We start from the raw sequence: 21,913 nt of genomic DNA, 5'->3' as shown, positions 1-21,913 counted from the left end.
ATTCCATCGGATCGCATCCATGAGCGCCACAAGCATCGCTACCTCCGCAACCAACCCGGCCGGCATGCCGATCATGCGCCACATACCCGGCCTTTTGCTCGCCGTCGCGCTCGGCGTCGCCGGGTTGCTGCTCGCGCAATGGGCGCCGTTCCAGCGCGCGCAGATCAGCGCGCTGACGATCGCGATCGTGCTCGGCATGGTGATCGGCAACAGCTTCGGCGCGCAGTTGCCGGCGACGCTCTCTCCGGGCGTACTGACTGCGCAGCAGAAGCTGCTGCGCCTCGGCGTCATCCTCTACGGCCTGCGCATTTCGTTCGGCCAGATCGCGGCGATCGGGCCGGCCGGTCTCGCGATCGACCTGGTCATCGTCGTCGGTACGCTGGCGCTGGGGTCGTTCCTCGGCCGGCGCGTGTTCGGCCTCGACCGCGACAATGCGCTGCTGACCAGCGTCGGCAGCGCGATCTGCGGCGCCGCGGCGGTGCTCGCGCTCGAGCGCGTGCTCAAGCCCGACCCGGCCAAGGTGGCCATCGCGGTCGCCACGGTCGTGCTGTTCGGCACGCTCGACATTTTTCTTTATCCAGCGATTTATCCGTACCTGCACATGGATGCGGCGCATTTCGGTCTGTACACCGGCGCGAGCGTGCACGAGGTCGCCCAGGTGATCGCCGTCGGCAGCGCGGTCGATCCCGCCACGGCCGACTCCGCCGTCGTCGTCAAACTCACGCGCGTGATGCTGCTCGTGCCGGTGCTGTTCTTCTTCGGCTGGCGCCAGGTCAGGCTCGCGCAGAGCGAATCCGGCACGAAGGCAAAGGTGCCGCTGCCGTGGTTCGCGCTCGCATTCGTCGCGGTCAGCGCAATCAATTCGGTCGTCGCTTTCCCGCCGGACATCAAAGGGCCATTGCTGACCCTCGATACGCTGCTGCTCGCTGCCGCAATGGGCGCCCTCGGACTCGAAACGCGCGTCGCCAAGCTGCGCGCGCTCGGCCCGAAGCCGCTGCTGCTCGCTGCGCTGTTGTGGGTATGGCTGATCGTCGGCGGTGCGGCGATGGTGCGCTTCGCTGCGTGAAGTCCGACACGCCGGCAAACTCGCGCCGTGCGTCGTCGATGCTCAGCGCTTCTGCTTAGGAAGCCCTGGAAACATCTGTGCCAATCGCGCCACTTCGCCTTCGGTCAATGCACGCGTATGGCCCTTGGCGAGGTCGCCGAGTGCGAGCGGCCCGATGGCGACGCGCACGAGGCGCAACACGTCGATGCCGAACGCCGCGACCGCGCGGCGGATCTGCCGGTTACGGCCTTCGTCGAGCACGATTTCGAGCCAGGAATTTTTCTCGCCGCGGCGCAATTCGCATACCGATTTCAACGCCAACCTTTCGCCGCCATCGACGACTCCTTCGCGCAGGCGCGCGAGCAGTTCCGCATCCGCCAGCGCGTCGATCTGCACGTGATAGGTCTTGTCGAGATGCGAGGCGGGATCGGTCAGGCGGGCCGCCCAAGCGCTGTCGTTGGTGAACAGCAGCAAGCCTTCGCTGGCCTTGTCGAGCCGCCCCACCGGCGCGAGCCAGTTCGCCGCCGTGCCCTCGTGTCGTTCCAGCAAGTCGTATACCGTTTCACGGCCGCGCTCGTCGCGGGCGGTGGTCACGTAACCGCGCGGTTTGTTGAGCACAAGGTAGATTTTCGCTCGCGCGACGGTTTCCCGCCCGTCGACGGTGATGCGATCACGCGTCGCGTCGGTCGGCGATTCGGGATCGCGCACGACACGCCCGTTCACGCGCACGCACCCTGCGCGCACGAGCGCCTGCGCCCGGCTGCGCGAACAAATGCCGAGCTTGCTCAGCACGCGCGCCAAGCCGTATCGAGATGGAAGATGTTCGTCGAGAAGTGCGGCCATGGATGGCCGCTTCTTGATTTTCGCGATCATGGATGAGCGCAAAGATACTTCAACAAAAAAGCCCGGCTTGCGCCGGGCTTTTTCCTGTTGCTTGCACCAACTCGAGCGATCTTACTGCTTGAGTTCGACGCGGCGGTTGCGCTGACGGCCTTCCGCAGTGTCGTTGGTGTCGATCGGCTGCGACTCGCCGAAGCCCTTGGCACCGGTGATCTGGCTTTCCGGCACGCCGTGGGCGATCAGGTAGTCGTACACGCCCTTGGCGCGACGCTCCGACAGCTTCTGGTTGTAGGCGTCCGTACCCTTCGAGTCGGTGTGACCATCGACTTCCACGCGCACGTCCGGATTGCGCTTGAGCGTATCGACGGCTTCGTCGAGGATCGCGACGGAAGCGGCGGTCGGCACCTTCAGCGACGGGACGAGCTTCTCGCCCGGACGCGGATGGTCGAACTTGAACTCGACACCCTTGAGGTCGATGACGGCCGGCGGGGGCGGCGGCGGCGGCGGCGGCGCAGCCGGCGGGGGCGGCGGCGGGGGCGGCGGCGGCGGCGGCGCCGGCGGAGCACCGAAGCTGTAGGTCAAGCCGACCGTGACGAGACCGTCGGTGAAACCACTCTGGCGCTTGAAGCCCCAGGCCTGGCCGAGACTCGAGTTGAGCGAGTTGGTGTCGCGGTCGTAGCGCGCCGCGATTTCGCCGCGGAACGCGAGGCGGTCGGACAGGCTGTACTGCACACCGACACCGAGCAGGGCCATCGCACCCCAGCCACCACCCGCGGACAGGCCCTCGGCCTGCAGCAGCGAACCGGACCACGCCTTGTGACGCATCGCGCCGACGGCGCCGACCACGTACGGACGCCAGCCGGAACCGACGTCGCCGAAGAACCAGCGGGCGGCAACGTCGAGCTGCACGTTCTCCCACTCATGGGTCGCGCGCGGCGAACTGTTCTTGAAGCCGGCGTTGTTGATGCCGTATTCGAAGTCGACGGCGAAGTTCGGGTTCACCCACACGCCGATGCCGATGCCGCCGAAGCCCGACACCTTGGTGGTGCGGTTGCTGTCCGGAACTACTGCGCCCAAGCGCGGGGCGATGTACCAGGAACCGGAGTCCTGGGCCTGCGCCGTGCCGACTGCGCCGACACCGCCCAGGGCAAGGGCGATCACGGCAAACAAAGTGTTACGTTTCATTCGGAGTCTCCTTTTGCATGGTTTTTCTTCGGGCGCCCGCCAAACCCCGTTTGCGGCACGCATTTGTAACATCACTCCACACCAAAACATGATGCGTGCGTCGCGTTAATAAAACGTTAGGCAGCGGCAACGCGAGCGTGCCTATGTTAGCAAACTTGAGCGTCCGACTCCACCCCCAGCCTTAACCATTCAGAATCGAGTCAGGCGGAGCGCCGAGCGCGTTCGTTTTCTCTTTGTTCGGATTGAATATTTTCTTTAGTCTGCCCCGCATAAGAGCCCACGGAATCCCGCTTGGGGAATGCGCCCAAGCAATCCATTTTGTCGCTTTGCAACATACGGCGACCGGAGATCCGTATGGGCCGCGCCCGCAATCTTTGCGATACTCGCCGCTTTGGAATCGGGGAACATCCATGACGAACAACAACACGCAGGCTGCGGACCCGGGCCCCGAACTGACCTGGCGCGGAATCGTCCTCGGCATCGTCATCACCGTGCTGTTCACCGCGGCGAACGTGTTCTTCGGCCTGAAGATCGGCCTGACCGTGACGACGTCGATTCCCGCGGCGGTGATTTCAATGGCGCTGCTGCGCGGTTTCAGGGACTCGACCGTACAGGAAAACAACATCGTGCAGACGATCGCATCGGCGGCGGGCACCTTGTCCGCGATGTGTTTCGTGCTGCCGGGATTCCTGATGATCGGCTGGTGGACTGGTTTTCCATTCTGGATTTCGTTCGCGATCTGCGCGCTCGGCGGCGTGCTCGGCGTGATGTATTCGATTCCTCTGCGGCGCGCGCTGGTCACGGGTTCCGACTTGCCGTTTCCCGAAGGCGTCGCCTGCGCCGAAGTGCTCAAGGTGGGCAGTCCCGGCGACGCAGGCACCGCGGCCGGCGTGGAGGAAAGCCGTCAGGGCCTGCTGGCGGTCGTGTGGGGCTCGATCGTCGCGACATTGTTTGCCGTCGTCGTCGCCACGCGCCTGTTCGCCAGCGACGTGGCGCAGTACTTCCGTTTCGGCGGCGAACGCGGCCCGGTCAGCGGATACGATTTCAGTCTGTCGATGGCGTTGTTCGCGGTCGGCCACCTCGTCGGTCTTTGGGTCGGCATCGCGATGCTGGTCGGCGCGGCCATCGCATGGATCTGGGGAGTGCCGCACTACTCGGCCCTTGCCGCAATGGCCGGGGATGCGGCAAAGGTCGCGACCGACATTTCGAAAACGCAGATTCGTTTCATCGGCGCCGGCACGATCGGCATCGCCGCGATCTGGACGCTGCTCAAGCTCGTGAAGCCGGTCGCCTCGGGCCTCGCTTCGGCCTTCGCTGCGCAGCGCGCGCGCAAAGCCGGCCAGGGCGCCTCGATGCCGCGCACCGAGCAGGACATCCCGATCACCTTGGTCGGCATCACTATGCTGGCCTGCTTCGTACCGGTCGCCCTCCTGCTCGGCTATTTCGCCGTGCATGGCGGCCTGGGCGGGCATGTCTGGGTACTCGCGCTCGGCGGACTGGTCTATTGCGTGCTGATGGGTTTCTTCGTTTCCGCCGTGACCGGCTACATGGCCGGGTTGATCGGCGCGTCGAACAGCCCGCTGTCCGGCGTCGGCATTCTCGTCGTGATCGGCGCGGCGCTGCTGCTTGCGCTGGGCATCAAACCCTACGTGCCGCCCGAAATGGAAAAAGCGCTGGTCGCTTTTGCGCTGTTCGTCACTTCCGTCGTGTTCGCCATCGGCACGATCGCGAACAACAATCTGCAGGATCTCAAGACCGGACAACTCGTCGACGCGACGCCGTCGAAACAGCAATGGGCCCTCGTGATCGGCGTGATTGCGGGCGCACTGATCATCCCGCCGGTGCTCGAAATCCTCAACCAGGGCTACGGCTTCGTCGGCGTGCCCGGAAACACGCACGAAAATCCGCTCGCGGCGCCGCAGGCGGGCCTGATTTCCGCCCTGGCGCAGGGCGTGATCCAGAACAACATCCACTGGGACCTGATCGGCGTCGGCGCAGGCATCGGCGCCGTGCTGATCGCGCTCGACGAAGTGCTGCGGCGAGTGACGAAATCGGCGCATCTCTCGCCGCTCGCCGTCGGATTGGGAATCTATCTGCCTACCGCGAGCACCTTGATGGTCGTCGTCGGCGCGATCGCCGGCGCGTATTACAACAAGCGCGCCGAGCGCGCGGCGAAGCCCGAATCGGTTAAGCAGCTCGGCGTGCTGCTGGCCTCGGGCATGATCGTCGGCGAAGGGCTGATCGGCGTCGTCATCGCCGCCATCGTCGCGTTTTCCGGCAAGGACTTTCCGCTCGGCCTCGTCGGCGACGGCTTCGCCTCCGCCTCGATCTGGATCGGCGGCCTCGTCTTCGCCGCGGCGATCTTCCTGCTCTACCGCTGGGCCGAACGCACCAGCCACCGGCTCGCGAATTCGCGCTGACGGGCCGCGTCGCAAAACCTGAGACGCCGATGCCGCATCGTCGCGAGGATGCGGCAAACGAATCTCAGCCTCTCGCGCAACGCCGCGAAATCGATCACCGCCATCGCACAGGCGCATAATGCGCCGATGGCGCTGCACGACTTCCACCCCGCCGTCGCCGCGTGGTTCGCGCGGGCGTTTCCCGCGCCCACGCCCGCGCAGATGCGCGCGTGGCCCGCGATCCGCTCGGGCCGGCACACGCTGATCGCCGCGCCCACGGGTTCCGGCAAGACGCTCGCCGCGTTCCTCGCCGCGATCGACGATCTCGTGCGCCAGGGTTGCGACGGCGCGCTCGCCGACGAAACGCAGATCGTCTACGTCTCGCCGCTCAAGGCATTGTCGAACGACGTGCAGATCAACCTGCAGGCGCCGATAGAAGGAATCCGCACGCAGCTTGCCGAACTCGGCCATCCCGACGTGGAGATCCGCGCCAGCGTGCGCACCGGCGACACGCCGCAGAGCGAACGCGAGGCGATGAAGCGGCGCGCGCCGCACATCGTCGTGACCACGCCGGAATCGCTCTACATTTTGCTCGGCTCCGACTCGGGCCGCGCGATGCTGGCGACGACGCGCAGCGTGATCGTCGACGAAATCCATGCGCTCGCGCCGTCGAAGCGCGGCGCGCATCTGGCGCTGTCGCTCGAACGCCTCGACGCGCTGTGCGGGCGCAAGCTCACGCGCATCGGCCTGTCGGCGACGCAGAAACCGATTTCCGAAGTCGCGAAGTTTCTCATTGGTTCTTCGCTTCTCCCACCGGGAGAAGGTGCCCGAAGGGCGGATGAGGGAAGAGCATCACGCGATGGCGACTCCGATCCAACTTGTAATGCTCCTCCCTCACACGCCGCGCTACGCGCGTCGACCTCTCCCGATGGGAGAGGTGAAGCAACCTGCGAAATCATCGACGTCGGCTACGCACGCGAACGCGATCTCGCGCTCGAACTGCCGCCGGCGCCGCTCAGCGCGGTCATGTCGGGCGACGTCTGGCTCACGGTCTACCAGCGCCTCGCCGAGCTGATCCAGGCGCACAAGACCACGCTGATCTTCGTCAACACGCGGCGCATGGCCGAACGCCTCGCCAAGCACCTCTCCGACCTGCTCGGCAAGGACGCGGTGACTTCGCATCACGGCAGTCTCGCGCGCGAGCAGCGCCTCGCCGCCGAACAGCGCTTGAAACGCGGCGAGCTGCGCGCGCTCGTCGCCACGGCCTCGCTCGAACTCGGCATCGACATCGGCGACGTCGACCTCGTCTGCCAGATCGCCTCGCCGCGTTCGATCTCGACCTTCCTGCAGCGCGTCGGCCGCGCCAACCATTCGGTCGACGGCACGCCGAAGGCGCGCCTGTTCCCGCTGTCGCGCGACGATCTCGTCGAATGCGCGGCGCTGCTCGACGCGGTGCGCCGCGGCGAACTCGACACGCTGCGCATCGAACGCGACGCGCGCGACGTGCTCGCGCAGCAGATCGTCGCCGAGGTCGCCTGCCGCGAATGGAGCGAGCAGGAGTTGTTCGACACGATTCGCCGCGCGTATCCGTTCGCCGACCTCACGCTCGACGCCTACCGCGACATCCTGCGTATGCTCGCCGAGGGTTACACGACCCGGCGCGGGCCGCGTTCCGCCTACCTGCACCGAGACGCGGTCAACGGCGTGCTGCGCGCACGCCGCGGCGCGCGTCTGACCGCGTTGACTTCCGGCGGCGCGATTCCCGACACGGCCGACTACGAGGTCGTGCTCGAACCGCAGGGCGCGCGCATCGGCACCGTGCACGAGGATTTCGCCGTCGAGAGCATGGCCGGCGACATCTTCCAGCTCGGCAACACCTCGTATCGCGTGCTGCGCGTCGAACGCGGGCGGCTGCGCGTCGAGGACGCGAAGGGCGCGCCGCCGACGCTGCCGTTCTGGCTCGGCGAAGCGCCGGGACGCAGCGACGAACTGTCGTTCGCCGTGTCGCGGCTGCGCGAGGACGTCTCCGCGCAGCTCGAATTCGGTTCAGACCATGCCGAGCGCCGGCTGCGCGATGACATTGGTCTGAGCGAATCCGCCGCACGCCAGATCGTCGACTATCTCGGCGCGACCCAGGCCGCGCTCGGCCTGCTGCCGACGCAGACGCAGCTCGCGATGGAGCGCTTCTTCGACGAATCGGGCGGCACCCAACTCGTCGTCCATTCGCCGTTCGGCAGCCGCATGAACCGCGCCTGGGGGCTCGCGCTGCGCAAGCGTTTTTGTCGCACATTCAACTTCGAACTGCAGGCCGCGGCGACCGAGGATGCGATCGTGCTGTCGCTGTCGACCAGCCATAGCTTTCCGCTCGACGACGTGTCGCGCTACCTGCACTCGAACACGGCCGAGCACGTGCTGATCCAGGCTCTGCTCGACGCACCGATGTTCGGTCTGCGCTGGCGCTGGAATGCGGTGACCGCGCTCGCGCTGCCGCGCTTCCAGGGCGGCAGCAAGGTGCCGCCGCAGTTGCAGCGCATGAAGAGCGAGGACCTGCTCGCAACGGTGTTCCCCGATCAGGTCGCCTGTGCCGAAAACCTCGTCGGCGAGCGCCAGATTCCCGACCATCCGCTCGTCGCGCAAACGCTGCACGACTGCCTGCACGAGGCAATGGACGTCGACGCTCTGCTGCGCCTGCTGAAAATGCTCGAAAGTGGGGAAATCCACATTGTCGCAAAGGACCTCACCGCACCGTCGCCGCTCGCCGCGGAAATCCTGACCGCGCGCCCCTACGCCTTCCTCGACGATGCGCCGCTCGAGGAACGCCGCACGCAGGCCGTGCAGAGCCGGCGCTGGGGCGACATCGAGACGACCGACGACTTCGGCCGGCTCGATGCCGATGCGATCGCCTCGGTGCGCGAGGAAGCCTGGCCCGAGGCGCGCGATGCGGACGAGTTGCACGAGGTATTGATGGGGTTGGGGTTTGTCACGAAAGAAGAACTGCGCCACAACCCGCGCTGGCTCGAAACGTTCCATGAATTGATCGAGCAGCGGCGCGCAACGTGGCTCTTTGCTTCCCTTCTCCCACCGAGAGAAGCCGCGTCACTCCAGCGCCGGATGAGGGAAGGATATTCCGCGGACACAACCTCGCCGGAACTTCATAGTCGCCTCCCTCATCCGCCCTCCGGGCACCTTCTCCCGGAGGGAGAAGGAAAAGTAATTTGCATTCCTGCCGAACGCCTGCCGCAGTTTGCGGCGATTTTTCCGGAACAGCATTGCGAACCCGCGATAACCGCGCCCGAGGAGTACGCCAGCGTCGAATGGACGCGCGAAGACGCCCTGGTCGAAATCGTGCGCTCGCGCCTGACCGGACTCGGCCCGGTGACGGCAACCGGTATCGTCGCGTCGCTCGGCGTCAAACAATCCGATATCGACCTCGCGCTGCTTACGCTGCAAAGCCAGGGCTTCGTCATGCAGGGCCGCTTCACTCCAGAAGCGACCGCCACCGAATGGTGCGAGCGCCATCTGCTCGCGCGCATCCACCGATACACGGTCAACCGTCTGCGCCGCGAGATCGAACCGGTCGAGCCGCGCGACTACCTGCGCTTCCTGTTCGAATGGCAGCGCACTGCTCCGGGCACGCAAGTCACCGGACCGGATGCGCTCGCCGGTGTTCTCGCGCAGCTCGAGGGCTTCGAGGCGCCGGCCGCCGCGTGGGAAACCGAGATTCTTCCCGTGCGCGTGAGCGGCTACGAAATTTCCTGGCTCGACGATCTCTGCCTGTCCGGGCGCGTCGTGTGGACCAGGCTGCGTGCGCCGACCGTGCGCGTGGACGCAGGCGATCCGCAGCCGCGCACCCCAGCCGGCCCCGTGCGCGCGACGCCGATCGTACTGTTGCAGCGGCGCAATCTGGCGTCGTGGAATGCGCTCGGGACGAACGCGCAGCAAGCCGCGTTGTCCTCGCGCGCGCAGGCCGTGGCCGACGCGCTGCGCGATCACGGCGCCTCGTTTTTCGACGAACTGCTCGACGCGACGCGCCTGCTGCACGCCGAACTCGAAGACGCGCTGGCCGAACTGGTCGCCGCAGGCCTGATCAATTCGGACAGCTTCGCCGGACTGCGCGCGCTGCTCGTGCCGGCATCGAAGCGGCCATCGCCGGTGCGCCGGCGCGGCCGCCGCACGTCGTTGCTCGGCATCGCCGACGCGGGGCGATGGTCGTTGCTGCGGAGAGCCGGGAATCGGGAACCGGAAAGCGGGAAGCGGGGAAACAAAGCGCGCGACGTGGCCGCCGAGACGACCGAGCACGTCGTGCGTACGCTGCTCAAGCGCTACGGCCTGATCTGCTGGCGCCTGGTCGCGCGCGAAGCGGCATGGCTGCCGCCGTGGCGCGAGATGCTGCGCGTCTGCCATCGCCTCGAAGCGCGCGGCGAGATTCGCGGCGGACGCTTCATCGCCGGCCTCACCGGCGAGCAGTTCGCCCTGCCCGAGGCGATCGCGCCGCTGCGCGCGATCCGCAACCGGCCGCGTGACGGCGGTCTCGTCGCCGTCTGCGGCGCCGATCCGCTCAACCTGGTCGGACATCTGCTCGCCGGCGAGCGCGTGCCGAACCTCGCCAACGCACGCGTGCTGTATCGCGACGGCGCGCCGATCGCAACGCTGATCGCCGGTGAATTCACCGCACTCGAACCGATGGACGAGGGCGCGCAATGGGCGGCGAAGAAGCGCCTGCTGCAAGGCGCCCCGTATCCGATTCGCAGCGATGAACCTGCGGATGTCATTCCGGCAGGGATCGCAGGAATCCAGACTGCAGGGATGCCACGTTAGCGAACCGCGTCGCCTGCCATCCGTGGCTTCCGGATTCCGGTGATCCTTGCCGGAATGACGCTCGTCAGTGGCGATCCGCGTTCCCGCTTTCGACCAGCCCGCGCAACCTGGCCAGCGCTTCGCTCTGGATCTGCCTTACGCGTTCGCGCGTCAAGCCGAGTTCGGCCGCGATCTCGGCGAGCGACTGCGTGGCGTGGTCGTTGAGTCCGTAGCGCCGTTCCAGCACGAGGCGCTGGCGCTCGCTCAGCCGTGCGAAACAGTCCTCGACGCGCGGGCCGCGCGGATCGGCCGCGGCGTTCGTCACCGCCGTGCCCATGTCGTCGACGATTAGTTGCTCGATCAGCGCGCGGTCGTCGCTCATCGACAAAGGTGCATCGAGCGAGGAAATGTGGTCGGTGACGGTGAACAGCCCGGCCACGTCGGCGCCCGGTTTGCCGAGGCTGCGCGCAAGCTCGTCGATGCTCGGCATGCGGCCGAGTTCGTGCGTGAGCTGGCGGCGCGCGCGCAGCACCTGCGCGAACTCGCGCAGCACGTGCACGGGCAGGCGCACGGTGCGGCCCTGGCTCATCAGCGCGCGCTGCACGCCGTCACGGATCCACCACGTCGCATAGGTCGAAAAGCGCAGGCGCCGCGACGCATCGAATTTCTCCACCGCACGGATCAGGCCGAGATTGCCTTCGGCGATCAGGTCGAGCAGCGGCACGCCGCGGCCGACATAGCTTCGCGCGACCGAAACGACGAGACGCAAGTTGGCCTCGATCATGCGCCGGCGCGCGTCGGCATCGCCCTCGGCCACGCGCTCGGCAAGACGGCGTTCATCGGCTGCATCGAGCAGCGGAATCAAACCGATTTCGTTGAGATAGGCGCTGGTCGAATCGCGCGCCTCGTCGTCCTGCGCGGGCTCGATCGCCTGGATCAGCTCGAGCAACTCGTCCGATTCGATGTCGTCGGCGCGATCCGTGGAATTCATCGGCGAAGCATACTACGCCGCACTCGGGGCCGACGCACGGATAGGCGCCTCGAGCAGTGAACCCGCGACTTGCGGGAGAGGCGCGCGCACCGATGATGCCGACTCGCGGCTAAATCTTGAGGAAAATGCGCTTTCTGCACAGCAGCCAGGTCGGCACCCAGCAAACCGCCAGATAAAGCGGGGAGTAGACGGTCGCCGCCGCGGTGCCGTCGGCAACGATCCGGCCGAGGACATTCGCGATGCCCTGCTGCAAGCTGACATCATTGCCGACAGGGATCGTCCACAGCAGCGCCGCGAGCAGTTCCGAGAGCATGTAGGCGAAGATCGTGTTGGTGCCGAACACAAGCAGGAATCGCTGCCACCCGGAGCGGCTATTGGCGCCATTCGCGGAGCCGCGCGCGTCCGTGAACCGGAGCATCGCGGCCAGCAGCAGCAGGCTCCAACCGCCAGCGAAGAGCACGAAGGAACTGGTCCACAGTTTCTTGTTGATCGGGAAGCCGAAGTTCCACAGCGCTCCGATCGCCACGCAGACGATGCCGGCCAACACGATGCTGCGAATCTTCGTACGTAATGGCGCGGCGCCGCGCAGCCAAAGCCCGGTCGCGACGCCGAGCGCGGCTGTGGCCAGCGCGGGCAGCGTGCTCAGCAGGCCTTCGGGATCGCGCGTTTTTTCGAACAGGTGGCCGGCGGAAAAAATCCGCCGGTCGATCCAGGCAACGAGGTTGCGGTCGGGATCGAGCAGCGGCACGTCGCGCACCGGCATGCCGAAGCCCGGCACGGGCACGAAGCGCATCAACAGCCAGTAGCCGACGAGGGCGCCTGCGGCGAGCGCCAGCGCACCGCGCCAGCGCAGGCCACGGACGTAGGCCGTGGCGAGTACGAGATAACACAGCGCAATGCGTTGCAGGACGCCGTAGACGCGCAACGTGTCTAGGCGGAACAGCGGGAAGTTGTTCACGACGAGGCCGAACAGGAACAGGATCGCGCTGCGCCAGAGGATATGCTTGACCAGCGTTCCGACATCGTCATTGCGGGCGAGCCGCGCCTCGACCGAATACGGAATGGCGACGCCGACGAGGAACAGGAACGTCGGAAAGACCAGGTCGGTCGGCGTGAAGCCGTTCCAGTCGGCGTGTTTAAGAAACCAGAACGCGTCCTCGCCGCCGTTGTTGTTGGCGAGGATCATGAACGCGACGGTGAGGCCGCGCAGCAGGTCGATCGCGACGAGGCGTTGCGGTGGTGCGGCGGTCGGCGTCATGGCGGCGTCTTCTCCGCTTTGGATGCAGCATCGGCCTGATCGGGAGCAAGATCCAACGCGCGCGCAATGGCGAGCGCGGCGCGCCAGGGATCGCCTTCGGCCTTGGCCGGATACGTTTTCATGCTGCGGTTGAAGCGCTCGCCCACGGCGTACCAGTCGATCGTTTCGGGCGGCTTGCCGGTGGCCAACGAGCGCTCGAGCGAGGCGAAATACATCCGCCAGCGCGGCAGGTAGTAGTCGGCCGTGAGGCCGGCCCAGTCGCGGTTGGCGTAGTCCCACAGGCCGCGCGCGTCTTGGGAGCGGCGGTCGCTCCAGGTCGTCATGATCGAGCGCGCGTCGTAGTCGAGTTGCGCAAGTTCCTGTTGCGAGGAAGCCCACGGCGGTACGCGTGCGAGCCATGCGCCGAGCAGAAAATAGTCGTTCGTGCGCAGCAGCGATTCCTGCAATTGGATGTCGCGCGTCCACTCCCCGGTCAGCGCCTTGAAACGCGGGCGGTCTTTCGCCTCGTAAGCGGCCTCGATCAACGGCAACAGGCGGCGGCTTTCGTTGGCCAGCGTCTGGCGCGCGACATCGACGATGTCGTAACGATACGTTTCGGTCGTGCGCAAGGGCGCCGCGACTTGCAGCAGCTCGGCGAGCGCCGAGCGGAACTCGTTCGCGTCGTAGCGCGGGGTCGGCGGCGACCACGACGCGGCATGCGTGATCGTCAGCGACGGCACGGCGGCGAACAGCGAGTCGTGGGCCGCGTCGCGGTCGCCGGCATCGTTGACGGCGACGACATCGGCGCGGAAGCCGTAGGCCGTTTTCGCGATGATCTGCCATGCGCGTTCGGCATGCGCATCGTTGCCGCCGTAGCGGCGCTGCGCGTAGTCGCGCGTCCACGCGGCGAGATCGACCGGCGCGTCGCGCCACGCCATGTCGTAATACAGATCGAACGCGAACGGATTCGTGTCGAGCCCTTCGGTGAACAGGCCGACGCCGGCGATGTGGTTGCCCGGCACCGAAGCCATGCGCGGCAGACGCACGGCGTAGTCGTACAGCGGCGCGCCGAACGTGGTGCGTCCGCCGAATTGCCACAGGCCGCCATACAGCCACGGGATGCCCTTGAACTGCATGTCACGGTTTTCGCGCGCGATGCGACCCTGTTCGATGTCGATGATGAGCGTGTGCGCCGGATCGAGAGCATCGACGAGTTCGGGCAGCGGATTCTTCTGCCACGCCATCATCATCCAGCGCGCGTTCGGATGCGCGCGCAGCAGCGCGGCCTGCACGGCCTTCGCGCCGTCGCCGACCGGCACGTCGCCGGCCGTGCCGCCTTCCTGGAAGATCTCCATGTCGTACAACTCGCCGAGCGGCGGCAACCCTCGCGCGTCGCGTGTCTTCGGGATATCCGCGGCCGCATCGCCGTAAAGCTCGCGCTCGTACCGGTAGAACGCCTCGGCGATCTTCGCGAACCACGGGTCGCGCGGATCGATCCAGCCGGGCCGCGCGAACCCGCCCCAGTCGCCCTGTTCGATCACGTGCGCGCCGGGATGCTTCTTGGCGAAGTCCGCCGGCACGACGCCGTAATAGCCCTGGAACACCGGCTCGATGCCGAGTTCACGCAGCATCGCGGCGATGCGCCGGCCCGAAGCCGCGCGCTTGTCGAGCAGCGCCTGCGCAATCGGTCCGTTGAAGCAGCACATATTGCCCATCAACTGCCAGTTCTGGTGCGCCGGCGTCGTGATCCAGGCGCGGATCTCCTCGTCGCCGTAGCCGAAATCGCGGAACGTGCGATACAGCACCGCGTCCATGCCGCGTTCGACGAGCACCGCGTTGACGCCGTGCAACGCGAGGATGTCGATCTCGCGCCGCCAACGCGCCTCGTCCCAGTACGGTGTGGTGTAGCCGTCGGTGTTTTCGTTGAGCGCATAGCGCCACGGATAGTGCGCCGGCTTCTCGATCGGCGCCGGCGGCGCGGGCAGCACGAAGCCCTTGGGGCCGAGCCGCACGCCGTTGGTCGAGACTTGCAGATGCGCGACCGTTTTCAGGTATTCGTTGACGCCGGCCAGCAAGGTCGGCATCGTCGCCGCGCGGACTTCGATGTGGCCGGCGCTGCCGCCGATGCGGAAGTAGTCCCGGCCATCCGCGCGTTGTTCGAGCTTCAGCGCGAACTGCGGGGCCAGGCCGGGCATCAGCCGTTGCAGGACGCCGTCGGCGGCTGCGGACGAGGCGGCGTTCGCGCCGGTCCAGCAGCCGGCCAGACAGAGCAGCGCGAATCTTTTCGGAATCCCGCTCGCGCTGCCGCGCAGGACCGCGTCGAGGGCGCGAAGCATATCGATATTCCCGGATTCGAACGGCGCCGCATTGTAGCGGCTCGGACGAACACGGCGCATGTGCCGGCTCGATGCAGTGGCCCGTCGCAAAGTCGATGCCGGTGGAAGATGCCGATAGAATCGGCCGATGAAATCCGCGCCGCAAAAAAACGCATCGCTGGCCGCGTGGCTCGCGCGCGCGCCGCGCGCGGGCGATGCGGCATTCGACCTGGCCGCCGCCGCCATCGCGCAGCCCAACGCGCAGGCGACGCTCGCCGCGGTCGAGCCCGAACTGCTCGCCACGCTGCAATTGCTCGAATCGCTCGACCTCGACCGCGAAACGCTCGCGGCCTACGTGCTGCACACATTGCAGCAAAACGCTATCCCGCCCGATCCGCAGAAGACGGCCAAACTACCCGCCGGCCTGCGCGACCTGCTCGACGGCCAGCAGGCCGCGGACAAGGTCGGCGCGCTGTACGCGGCGCGCAGCGGCGGCGGCAATGCCGAGGGCCTGCGCCGGCTGCTGCTCGCGATCATCCGCGACCTGCGCGTCGTCTTCATCCTGCTCGCGCGCCAGCTCGCGCGCCTGCGCGCGGCCGAACGGCTCGAACCCGAGCAGCGCCGCGAGCTGGCCCAGCTCACCGCCGACATCCATGCGCCGCTCGCCAACCGGCTCGGCGTCTGGCAGCTGAAATGGGAGCTCGAAGACCTTGCGTTCCGTTATCTGCAACCGGATACCTACCGCCGCATCGTACGCCTGCTCGACGAGCGCCGCAGCGAGCGCGACGGTTTCATCGAGACGACGATCCGCACGCTGCGCGGCGCGCTCGACAAGGCCGGGGTCAAGGCCGACATCGCCGGCCGCTCCAAGCACATCTATTCGATCTGGAAGAAGATGCAGCGCAAGGGCGGCGACTTTTCCGCGCTGTACGACATCCGCGCGGTGCGCCTGCTCGTCGACGACGTGGCCGCGTGCTACGCGGCGCTCGGCATCGTGCACACGCTGTGGCCGCCGATCCCGAGCGAGTTCGACGACTACATCGCGCGGCCGAAGGGCAACAACTACCAGTCGCTGCACACGGCTGTCGTCGGCCCGCAGGGCAAGACGCTCGAAGTGCAGATCCGCACCCACGAGATGCACGCGTTCGCCGAGCGCGGCGTCGCCGCGCACTGGCGCTACAAGGAAGGCGGCGGTTCCGACCAGAGCTTCGAGCGCAAGGTCGCCTGGATGCGCTCCCTGCTCGAAGCGAAGGACGAGTCCGGCGACGAAGCCGCGCTGCTCGCCGACTTCAAGACCGATCTGCTCGAGGACCGCGCCTACCTGCTCACGCCGGCCGGCGAGGTCATCGACCTGCCGCGCGGCGCGACCGTGCTCGACTTCGCCTACACCGTGCACACCGACGTCGGCCATCGCACGCGCGGCGCCAAGGTCAACGGCCGCATCGTGCCGCTGACGTTCGCGCCGGTGTCGGGCGACCGCGTCGAAATCCTCACCGGCAAGAGTGCCGAGCCGCGCCGCGACTGGATGAACGCGCAGTCGGGATACCTGACCACCCAGCGCGCGCGCGCCAAGGTGCGCGCCTGGTTCAAGAAGATCGACCAGGACGTCAACCTCGCCGCGGGCCGCGAGATTCTCGAACGCGAGTTCAAGCGGCTCGCGCTGCACAACGTCGACCTCGATTCGCTGCCGGCGCGGTTCCACTACAAGACCCTCGACGAATTCCTCATCGCGCTCGCGCTCGGCGACATCACCGCGGGCCACGTGGCGCGCCTGCTGCACGAGGCGCAGGCGCCCGCGCCGCCCGCCGCGCCGGCACCGGTGCGCGCACCGAAGCGCGACAAGGATGCGATCGTCATCGAAGGCGTCGGCAACCTGCTGACCACGATCGCGCGCTGCTGCCAGCCGCTGCCGGGCGACGCGATCGCCGGCTACATCACCCAGGGGCGCGGTGTGTCGATCCATCGCGCCGACTGCGCGAGCTTCGCGCGCCTGCGTGCGCGCGATCCGGGCCGCGCGATCGAGGTCGAGTGGGGCGGCGCGCGCAAGGCCGACTACGACGTCGACCTCGTCGTGCGCGGCTACGACCGCAAGGGCCTGCACAAGGACGTGACCAACGTCATCGCCGCGGCCAACATCAACCTGATCGCGGTCAACGCGCGCGTCGACGCGACCACGGGCCTGGTGACGATGAATTTCTCCGTGCGCGTCGCCGACTTCGAGCAACTGTCGTCGCTGCTCGCGCGCCTCGCCGGCGTGCCGAACGTGACCGAGGCGCGGCGCGTGGCGTGAAGGCCACGCGCTGTCTGCGCTTGCCGCATCCCTCAAGCGCGAGCCGAAAGTCCGCGCCGGGCGAACGGGTCAGCGGCCGGGCACGCGGCAACACCGGGCCGAGGCTACGGCATTGTGTGCGTTCGACGGATCCAGGTTCTTCATCAGACAGGAGGCGCTGAGCACGTTCAGCGTGTAGACGTTCGAAGAAAGCAGAAAATCCGAAACGCAATACGTCGCCGTTTGCGTATATCCGCTCGGGCAGGTGCCCGCCTGGATATAGGAGACGCCGCCGTTGGCCGACAGCGACACGGTCGTACCGTCCACTGTCGTGCATTCCAGTGCCGTCGGTTGCGGCGCGATGAAGACGCCGAAGGTATCGACGATGACCTGGGTCGGCGCGTTGGACACTACCGAAAATTCGCCGTTCGCCTGGTTCAGGCTGATGACGCCGGCATTGGCGATGACCTCGCCCGGGCCGAAGTTGATGAAGCTCGTGGTCGTGCTGCCGCCCTGCGGATAGATTTGCAGGTAGGAGCCGACGGGAATCCCGGTGATGCCGCTCTCGGCGACGGTCACGTTGGCGGCAAAGGCCGCGGCAGCGGTGGTGCCGGGAATCTGTCCGGTAACCGAACATGAGCCGTTACCGACGTTGGAAGCATAGAAGAAATAGCTCTTCACGGTGCCGGCCGGAACGGGCGCGCCGCCCACGCGCGTGTCGACGATGCGGCAGGGGGAGATTGGCACATAGACCAAGTCGGTCGTGGCGCTGCCCAGTCCCGCGGCGACCGACGATGCGCTGGAGTCCGCAGCCGCCGCGCTGTCGTTTGAGGGGGCCGATGCCGCGTTGCCGGCATGCGCGACCGCGATCGAGGCACTCATGGCGTCCGTGTACGAACGTGCGAGCGACACCGAGGCGAAATTCGCCTCACTGCCCTTCATGAGATTGGCGACCATCTCGAAGCGCCAGGTATCGCCGGTTATGCCTTCGGCGGTGGCCTGCGCCTTGAACTGGTCGACAATTTGCAGTGCGTGGGCGAACTTCGCCTCGGCCCGGGCCAGCGCCTGTGTGTCGACGGCCGGATTGGTGGAGGTCGTGCGCGGGCCGCCGGCAAACGCGGCGCCGACGGCAAGGCTGAGCAAGGATGCGGTGAAACGGATGGTCGTGGCTGTTTTCATTGCGTACTCCTCGAGGTTGAACGTGCAACGGTGACGGAGCGGCCTGCGCTTGCGCCCGATTTGCCTGGCGATCGCGCAGGTTTGCAACCCCATCGTTCTGTGTCGTTCAAGGAAGACGTAAAAAGTCGGTCGGAGGTGTCAAATTCCCGTCGACGCGCCTGCGGCCGGCTCGTGGGCGGCTCGGGGACGAGCTCGCGGATGCCGGTTCGCGGATATGCGGCCGGCCGCCGGCCGCGGACCGATCGGCGGCGCGACGAGGTTGCCGTCGGGCGACGAGGATGCAATCGGTATCGAAGGCGTCGGCAGCCTGGTTGCCGGCCGCTGCCGGCGGACGCGATCGCGGGCTATGTCACCCGAGGTGCCTCGCCGACGTGCCAAAAATGCTCGAGCCGCCGCGTGGGGTGACGCGTCCGCTCGCGCTCACGGCGAAGGCAGCGCGCGGATCCGGTCGAGATTGCGCTTGGCCGCGATCGTGACTTCGAATTTCTCGCCTCGGCCCGCGAGCAGGCGCTCGTAGGCGCCGCGAGCGAGCGCTTCGCCGCGCGCACGCTCGCCGCTCGTCGCGAGCGCGAGGCCGAGCCAGCTTTCGAGCGAGGCGAGGTTGAAGTCGTCGGCCGGGAAGATCGCCTTCGCCAGCGCCAGCGCGCGTTCGAGCGGCGGCACGGCCTCGCTGCTGCGATCGACGCGGATCAGGCTGATGCCGTAGCGCTTGAGCGCCGTGAACTTCCATTGGTTGTCGTCGGGCAGCTTGTCCGCGATGCGGTTGGCGCGTTGCGCGTAGTCGAGCATCGCGGCCTTGTCGCCGCGTTCGTATTCCATGCCGGCGAGGTTGGTCAGCGTCCAGACGACGTCCGGGGAATTCTCGCCGAGCGTCTCGATCTGTTTCGGCAGCACGCGCGTGGTCAGCACATCGATGGCCTCGCCGAGCCGGCCGTTGAGGCGCAGCGCTGCCGCGAGGTTGCCGTACAGCGCAATGCCTTCGGGGCCGCCGTCGCGCTGGACCGCAGCGAGTACGCCGATGCCTTCGCGGTACCTCGCGAGCGACGCGGCCTCGTCGCCGCGACGGTGCTCGGCGCTGCCGTAGTTGTTGAGCACGGCCGAGCGGTCTGCGACGTCGTCGGCCGGAAACTCGGCGAGCGCGCGGTCGTACCAGGCGAATGCCTGCGCCAGATCGCCGCGCTCCATCGCGAGCTGCCCGAGCAGCGAGGCGGTGTCGCCGCGCTGCCGCGCGTCGCCCCGCGCCTCGGCGCGCGTGCGCGCTCTCTGCGCGTGTCCGGCCGCACGCGTGTAGTCGCCGAGATCGTACAGCGCCGTCGCGAGCGCGTAGTCGGCCTCGATGCGCAGCGCGGGTTCGTCGCGGTCGCCGAGCAACGCGCGTGCGCGCTCGGCGCAGTCGCGCGCCGCGTCGTAGTCGGCAAGCGCGCGATAGGTGCCGGCGAGCACGATCTGCATCGACGCCGCCGTGACCGGATCGGCGGCGAGGTCGGCGTCGGCGAGCTTGCGCGCGCGCGCGAGCACGTCGACGACGGTCGCCTTGCGACCCATGTCGGAGGGATTCGCGGCGCCCAGGGTGTCGGACAAGAACTTGTTGACGCGCTGCACGCGGTCGCGCTCGAACGTCGCGATGCGCGCCTGTTCGCGCGCGGCGTGCGCCTGCCACAGCGCGACCGCGCTGCCGGCGAGCAGCGCGAGCGCGGCGACCGCGCCCGCGGCGACCGCGACGCGATGGCGGCGCACGAAGCGGCGCACGCGTTCGGCGCGCGCCGGCGCGCGCGCGCTCACGCTTTCGCCGGCGAGCCAGCGGCGCAGGTCGTCGGCGAATTCGGCGGCGCTGCGATAGCGGCGCCGCGGCGATTTTTCCAGCGCCTTGAGCAGCACCGCGTCGAGGTCGCGGTCGATGCCGGACGCGTCCGCGGCGATGCGGCTCGGCGGCGCCGGCCAGGTTTCGCCGATCACGCGCTCGACCGTCGACGGCCGCGCATCGGCGAACGCGTACGGCAGGCGTCCGGCGAGCACCTCGAACAGCAGCACGCCGAGCGAATACACGTCGGAGGCGACGCCGACCGGCTCGCCGCGTGCCTGCTCGGGACTGGCGTATTCGGGCGTGAGCGGCGCGAACCCGGTGCGCGTGCGTGCCTCGGCGGCGGCTCCGTCGTCGTCGAGCACCTTGGCGATGCCGAAATCGAGCAGCTTGACCGCGCCGTGCGCGTCGACGAGCACGTTGCCGGGCTTGATGTCGCGATGCACGACGAGTTGCGCGTGCGCGGCCTGCACCGCGTCGAGCACGGGCAGGAACAGCTCGACGCGCGCGCGCGTGGCAAGCGCGCGATCGCGCGCGTAGCGCGTGATCGGCACGCCGCCTTCGACGTATTCCATGACGATGTATGGCGCGCCGCGCGCGTCGACACCGACGTCGAGCAGGGTCGCGATGTGCGCGTGGCGCAGGTGGCCGAGGATGCGCTGCTCGCGCGCGAAGCGCGCGCGCAGGTCGCCGGCGTCGAAGGCGAGCAGCTTGATCGCGACCGGTTTGTCGAACGCGCCGTCGGCGCGCGTCGCGCGGTACACGCTGCCCATGCCGCCCGCGCCGATGGGCGCATCGAGGCGGTACGCGCCGACGACTTCGCCCGTGCGTTCGGGCGGCGGCGCGGCGAGCGCGAGCGGCGCGGCGAGAAAGGCGTCGTCGCGCGCGTCGGCGGCGAGCATCTTTTCGACCTGGGCGCGCAGTTCCGCATCGTTCGCGCAGGCTTCGTCGAGCCAGGCGGCGCGCTGTGCCGGTTCGCGCGTCAACGCTTCGCTGAACAGTTCCAGCGCAAGAACGATCCGGCTCATGCGCCGCGTTTCACCGATCCAGCGCCACGCGCAGCCATGCCTGCGCGGCGCGGTAGTCGCGCGCGAGCGTCGCCGGCGAGATGCCGAGCAGCTCGGCGATATCGTCGAATTCCATGCCGCCGAACGTGCGCAGTTCGATCGCGCGCGCCTTGCGCGCGTCGTGCCTTTCGAGTTCGCTCAATGCCTGGTCGAGCGCGAGCAGGTCGAGCGGCCGCGCCGGATCGGCCTGCTCGAACGTGGTCAGCGTGACGATGTCGCCGCTGCGCTTGGCCGCGCGCCGCGCCGATTCGTGGTCGATCAGCACCTGGCGCATCGCGCGCGCGGCGATCGCGTAGAAGTGCCTGCGGTCGTTCGCGTCGGGCACGCCGCGGTCGAGCTTGAGAAAGGCCTCGTGCACGAGTTCGCCGGGGGCGAGGCTGACCGGCGCGGCATGGCCGTCGATCTGGCGCCGCGCGATGCCGTGCAGCACGCCGTAGATTTGGCCGAGCAGCGCGTTCGCGGCACGCTCGTCGCCCGCACGCCAGCGCGCGACCAGATCGGTAATCGGTAGGTCCCCTGCAGCCACCGCACGCATCCGCCCAATGGATACGAGGCGATCTTACACCACGCGCGCGGCAGCGACGCGGCGCGTGCGCACGACCCGACTCGTTGCGCTCGCCGCGATGAGACTTGGCCGATCCCTTCGCCGTATTGCCTTGACAAGACGCTGCACTGGAGCAGCCCGAGAACTCTGCCATGACCATTCGTTATCGTGATGCAATCCGTACGCGTGTCCACGCGGCGCAAACGGGAGTCCTACCGCCATCGTTGCGGCTTGGCCGGTGCCT

General features: G+C 67.8%; 12 protein-coding genes. 4 read left to right on the top strand and 8 right to left on the bottom strand.

The genetic code is table 11. The features are described from left to right. The first annotated feature begins 19 nt into the window (after window positions 1–19). Window positions 20–1,066 (top strand): YeiH family protein, encoded by a 1,047-nt coding sequence (locus tag QM741_RS09880; RefSeq protein ID WP_415207542.1) that lies wholly within the window; start codon window positions 20–22, stop codon window positions 1,064–1,066. 42 nt (window positions 1,067–1,108) lie between these two features. Here QM741_RS09880 and QM741_RS09875 read toward each other — a convergent pair whose 3' ends face one another. Together QM741_RS09875 and QM741_RS09870 are read right to left on the bottom strand one after the other, a co-directional pair. Then, on the bottom strand, window positions 1,109–1,888 hold the full coding sequence (locus tag QM741_RS09875) for a pseudouridine synthase (protein ID WP_415207541.1): 780 nt from the start codon (window positions 1,886–1,888) through the stop codon (window positions 1,109–1,111). Between the two features lie 111 nt (window positions 1,889–1,999). Beyond that, window positions 2,000–3,070, bottom strand: coding sequence for an OmpA family protein (locus tag QM741_RS09870; RefSeq protein ID WP_415207540.1), 1,071 nt, complete (start codon window positions 3,068–3,070; stop codon window positions 2,000–2,002). A 410-nt stretch (window positions 3,071–3,480) separates the two neighbouring features. On the opposite strand from QM741_RS09870, the gene QM741_RS09865 reads away from it, so the two are divergent. Together QM741_RS09865 and QM741_RS09860 are read left to right on the top strand one after the other, a co-directional pair. Beyond that, window positions 3,481–5,490 (top strand): OPT family oligopeptide transporter, encoded by a 2,010-nt coding sequence (locus QM741_RS09865; RefSeq protein ID WP_415207539.1) that lies wholly within the window; start codon window positions 3,481–3,483, stop codon window positions 5,488–5,490. A gap of 126 nt (window positions 5,491–5,616) precedes the next feature. Further along, on the top strand, window positions 5,617–10,287 hold the full coding sequence (locus QM741_RS09860; protein ID WP_415209104.1) for a DEAD/DEAH box helicase: 4,671 nt from the start codon (window positions 5,617–5,619) through the stop codon (window positions 10,285–10,287). A 64-nt stretch (window positions 10,288–10,351) separates the two neighbouring features. Here the strand turns inward: QM741_RS09860 and QM741_RS09855 are convergent, their stop codons facing one another. From QM741_RS09855 to QM741_RS09845, 3 genes are all read right to left on the bottom strand, one after another. Next, entirely contained in the window at window positions 10,352–11,257 is a 906-nt protein-coding gene (locus QM741_RS09855; RefSeq protein ID WP_415207538.1) for an RNA polymerase sigma factor RpoD/SigA, read from the bottom strand. A 109-nt stretch (window positions 11,258–11,366) separates the two neighbouring features. Continuing rightward, window positions 11,367–12,515, bottom strand: coding sequence for an acyltransferase family protein (locus QM741_RS09850; RefSeq protein WP_415207537.1), 1,149 nt, complete (start codon window positions 12,513–12,515; stop codon window positions 11,367–11,369). Then, window positions 12,512–14,830: an alpha-N-acetylglucosaminidase gene (locus QM741_RS09845; RefSeq protein ID WP_415207536.1), complete on the bottom strand. Its 2,319-nt coding sequence runs from the start codon at window positions 14,828–14,830 to the stop codon at window positions 12,512–12,514. Before QM741_RS09845 ends, QM741_RS09850 begins: the two co-directional genes overlap by 4 nt. Window positions 14,831–14,957: 127 nt before the next feature. On the opposite strand from QM741_RS09845, the gene QM741_RS09840 reads away from it, so the two are divergent. Further along, window positions 14,958–17,099 carry a RelA/SpoT family protein gene (locus QM741_RS09840; RefSeq protein WP_415207535.1) on the top strand — a complete coding sequence of 714 codons (2,142 nt, stop codon included), beginning with the start codon at window positions 14,958–14,960 and terminating at the stop codon, window positions 17,097–17,099. 69 nt (window positions 17,100–17,168) lie between these two features. On the opposite strand, the gene QM741_RS09835 is transcribed toward QM741_RS09840, so the two are convergent. The 3 genes from QM741_RS09835 to QM741_RS09825 form a co-directional block, all read right to left on the bottom strand. After that, entirely contained in the window at window positions 17,169–18,257 is a 1,089-nt protein-coding gene (locus QM741_RS09835) for a hypothetical protein (protein WP_415207534.1), read from the bottom strand. A 420-nt stretch (window positions 18,258–18,677) separates the two neighbouring features. Beyond that, window positions 18,678–21,086: a protein kinase domain-containing protein gene (locus tag QM741_RS09830; protein ID WP_415207533.1), complete on the bottom strand. Its 2,409-nt coding sequence runs from the start codon at window positions 21,084–21,086 to the stop codon at window positions 18,678–18,680. A 10-nt stretch (window positions 21,087–21,096) separates the two neighbouring features. After that, entirely contained in the window at window positions 21,097–21,651 is a 555-nt protein-coding gene (locus tag QM741_RS09825; RefSeq protein ID WP_415207532.1) for an ECF-type sigma factor, read from the bottom strand. Window positions 21,652–21,913: the final 262 nt, after the last annotated feature.

It is taken from the genome of Rudaea sp., assembly GCF_047601565.1.
Taxonomy (GTDB): domain Bacteria; phylum Pseudomonadota; class Gammaproteobacteria; order Xanthomonadales; family Rhodanobacteraceae; genus Rudaea.
Note: the sequence above shows the minus strand (reverse complement) of the source record. Positions and strands in the feature narration are given on the sequence as shown.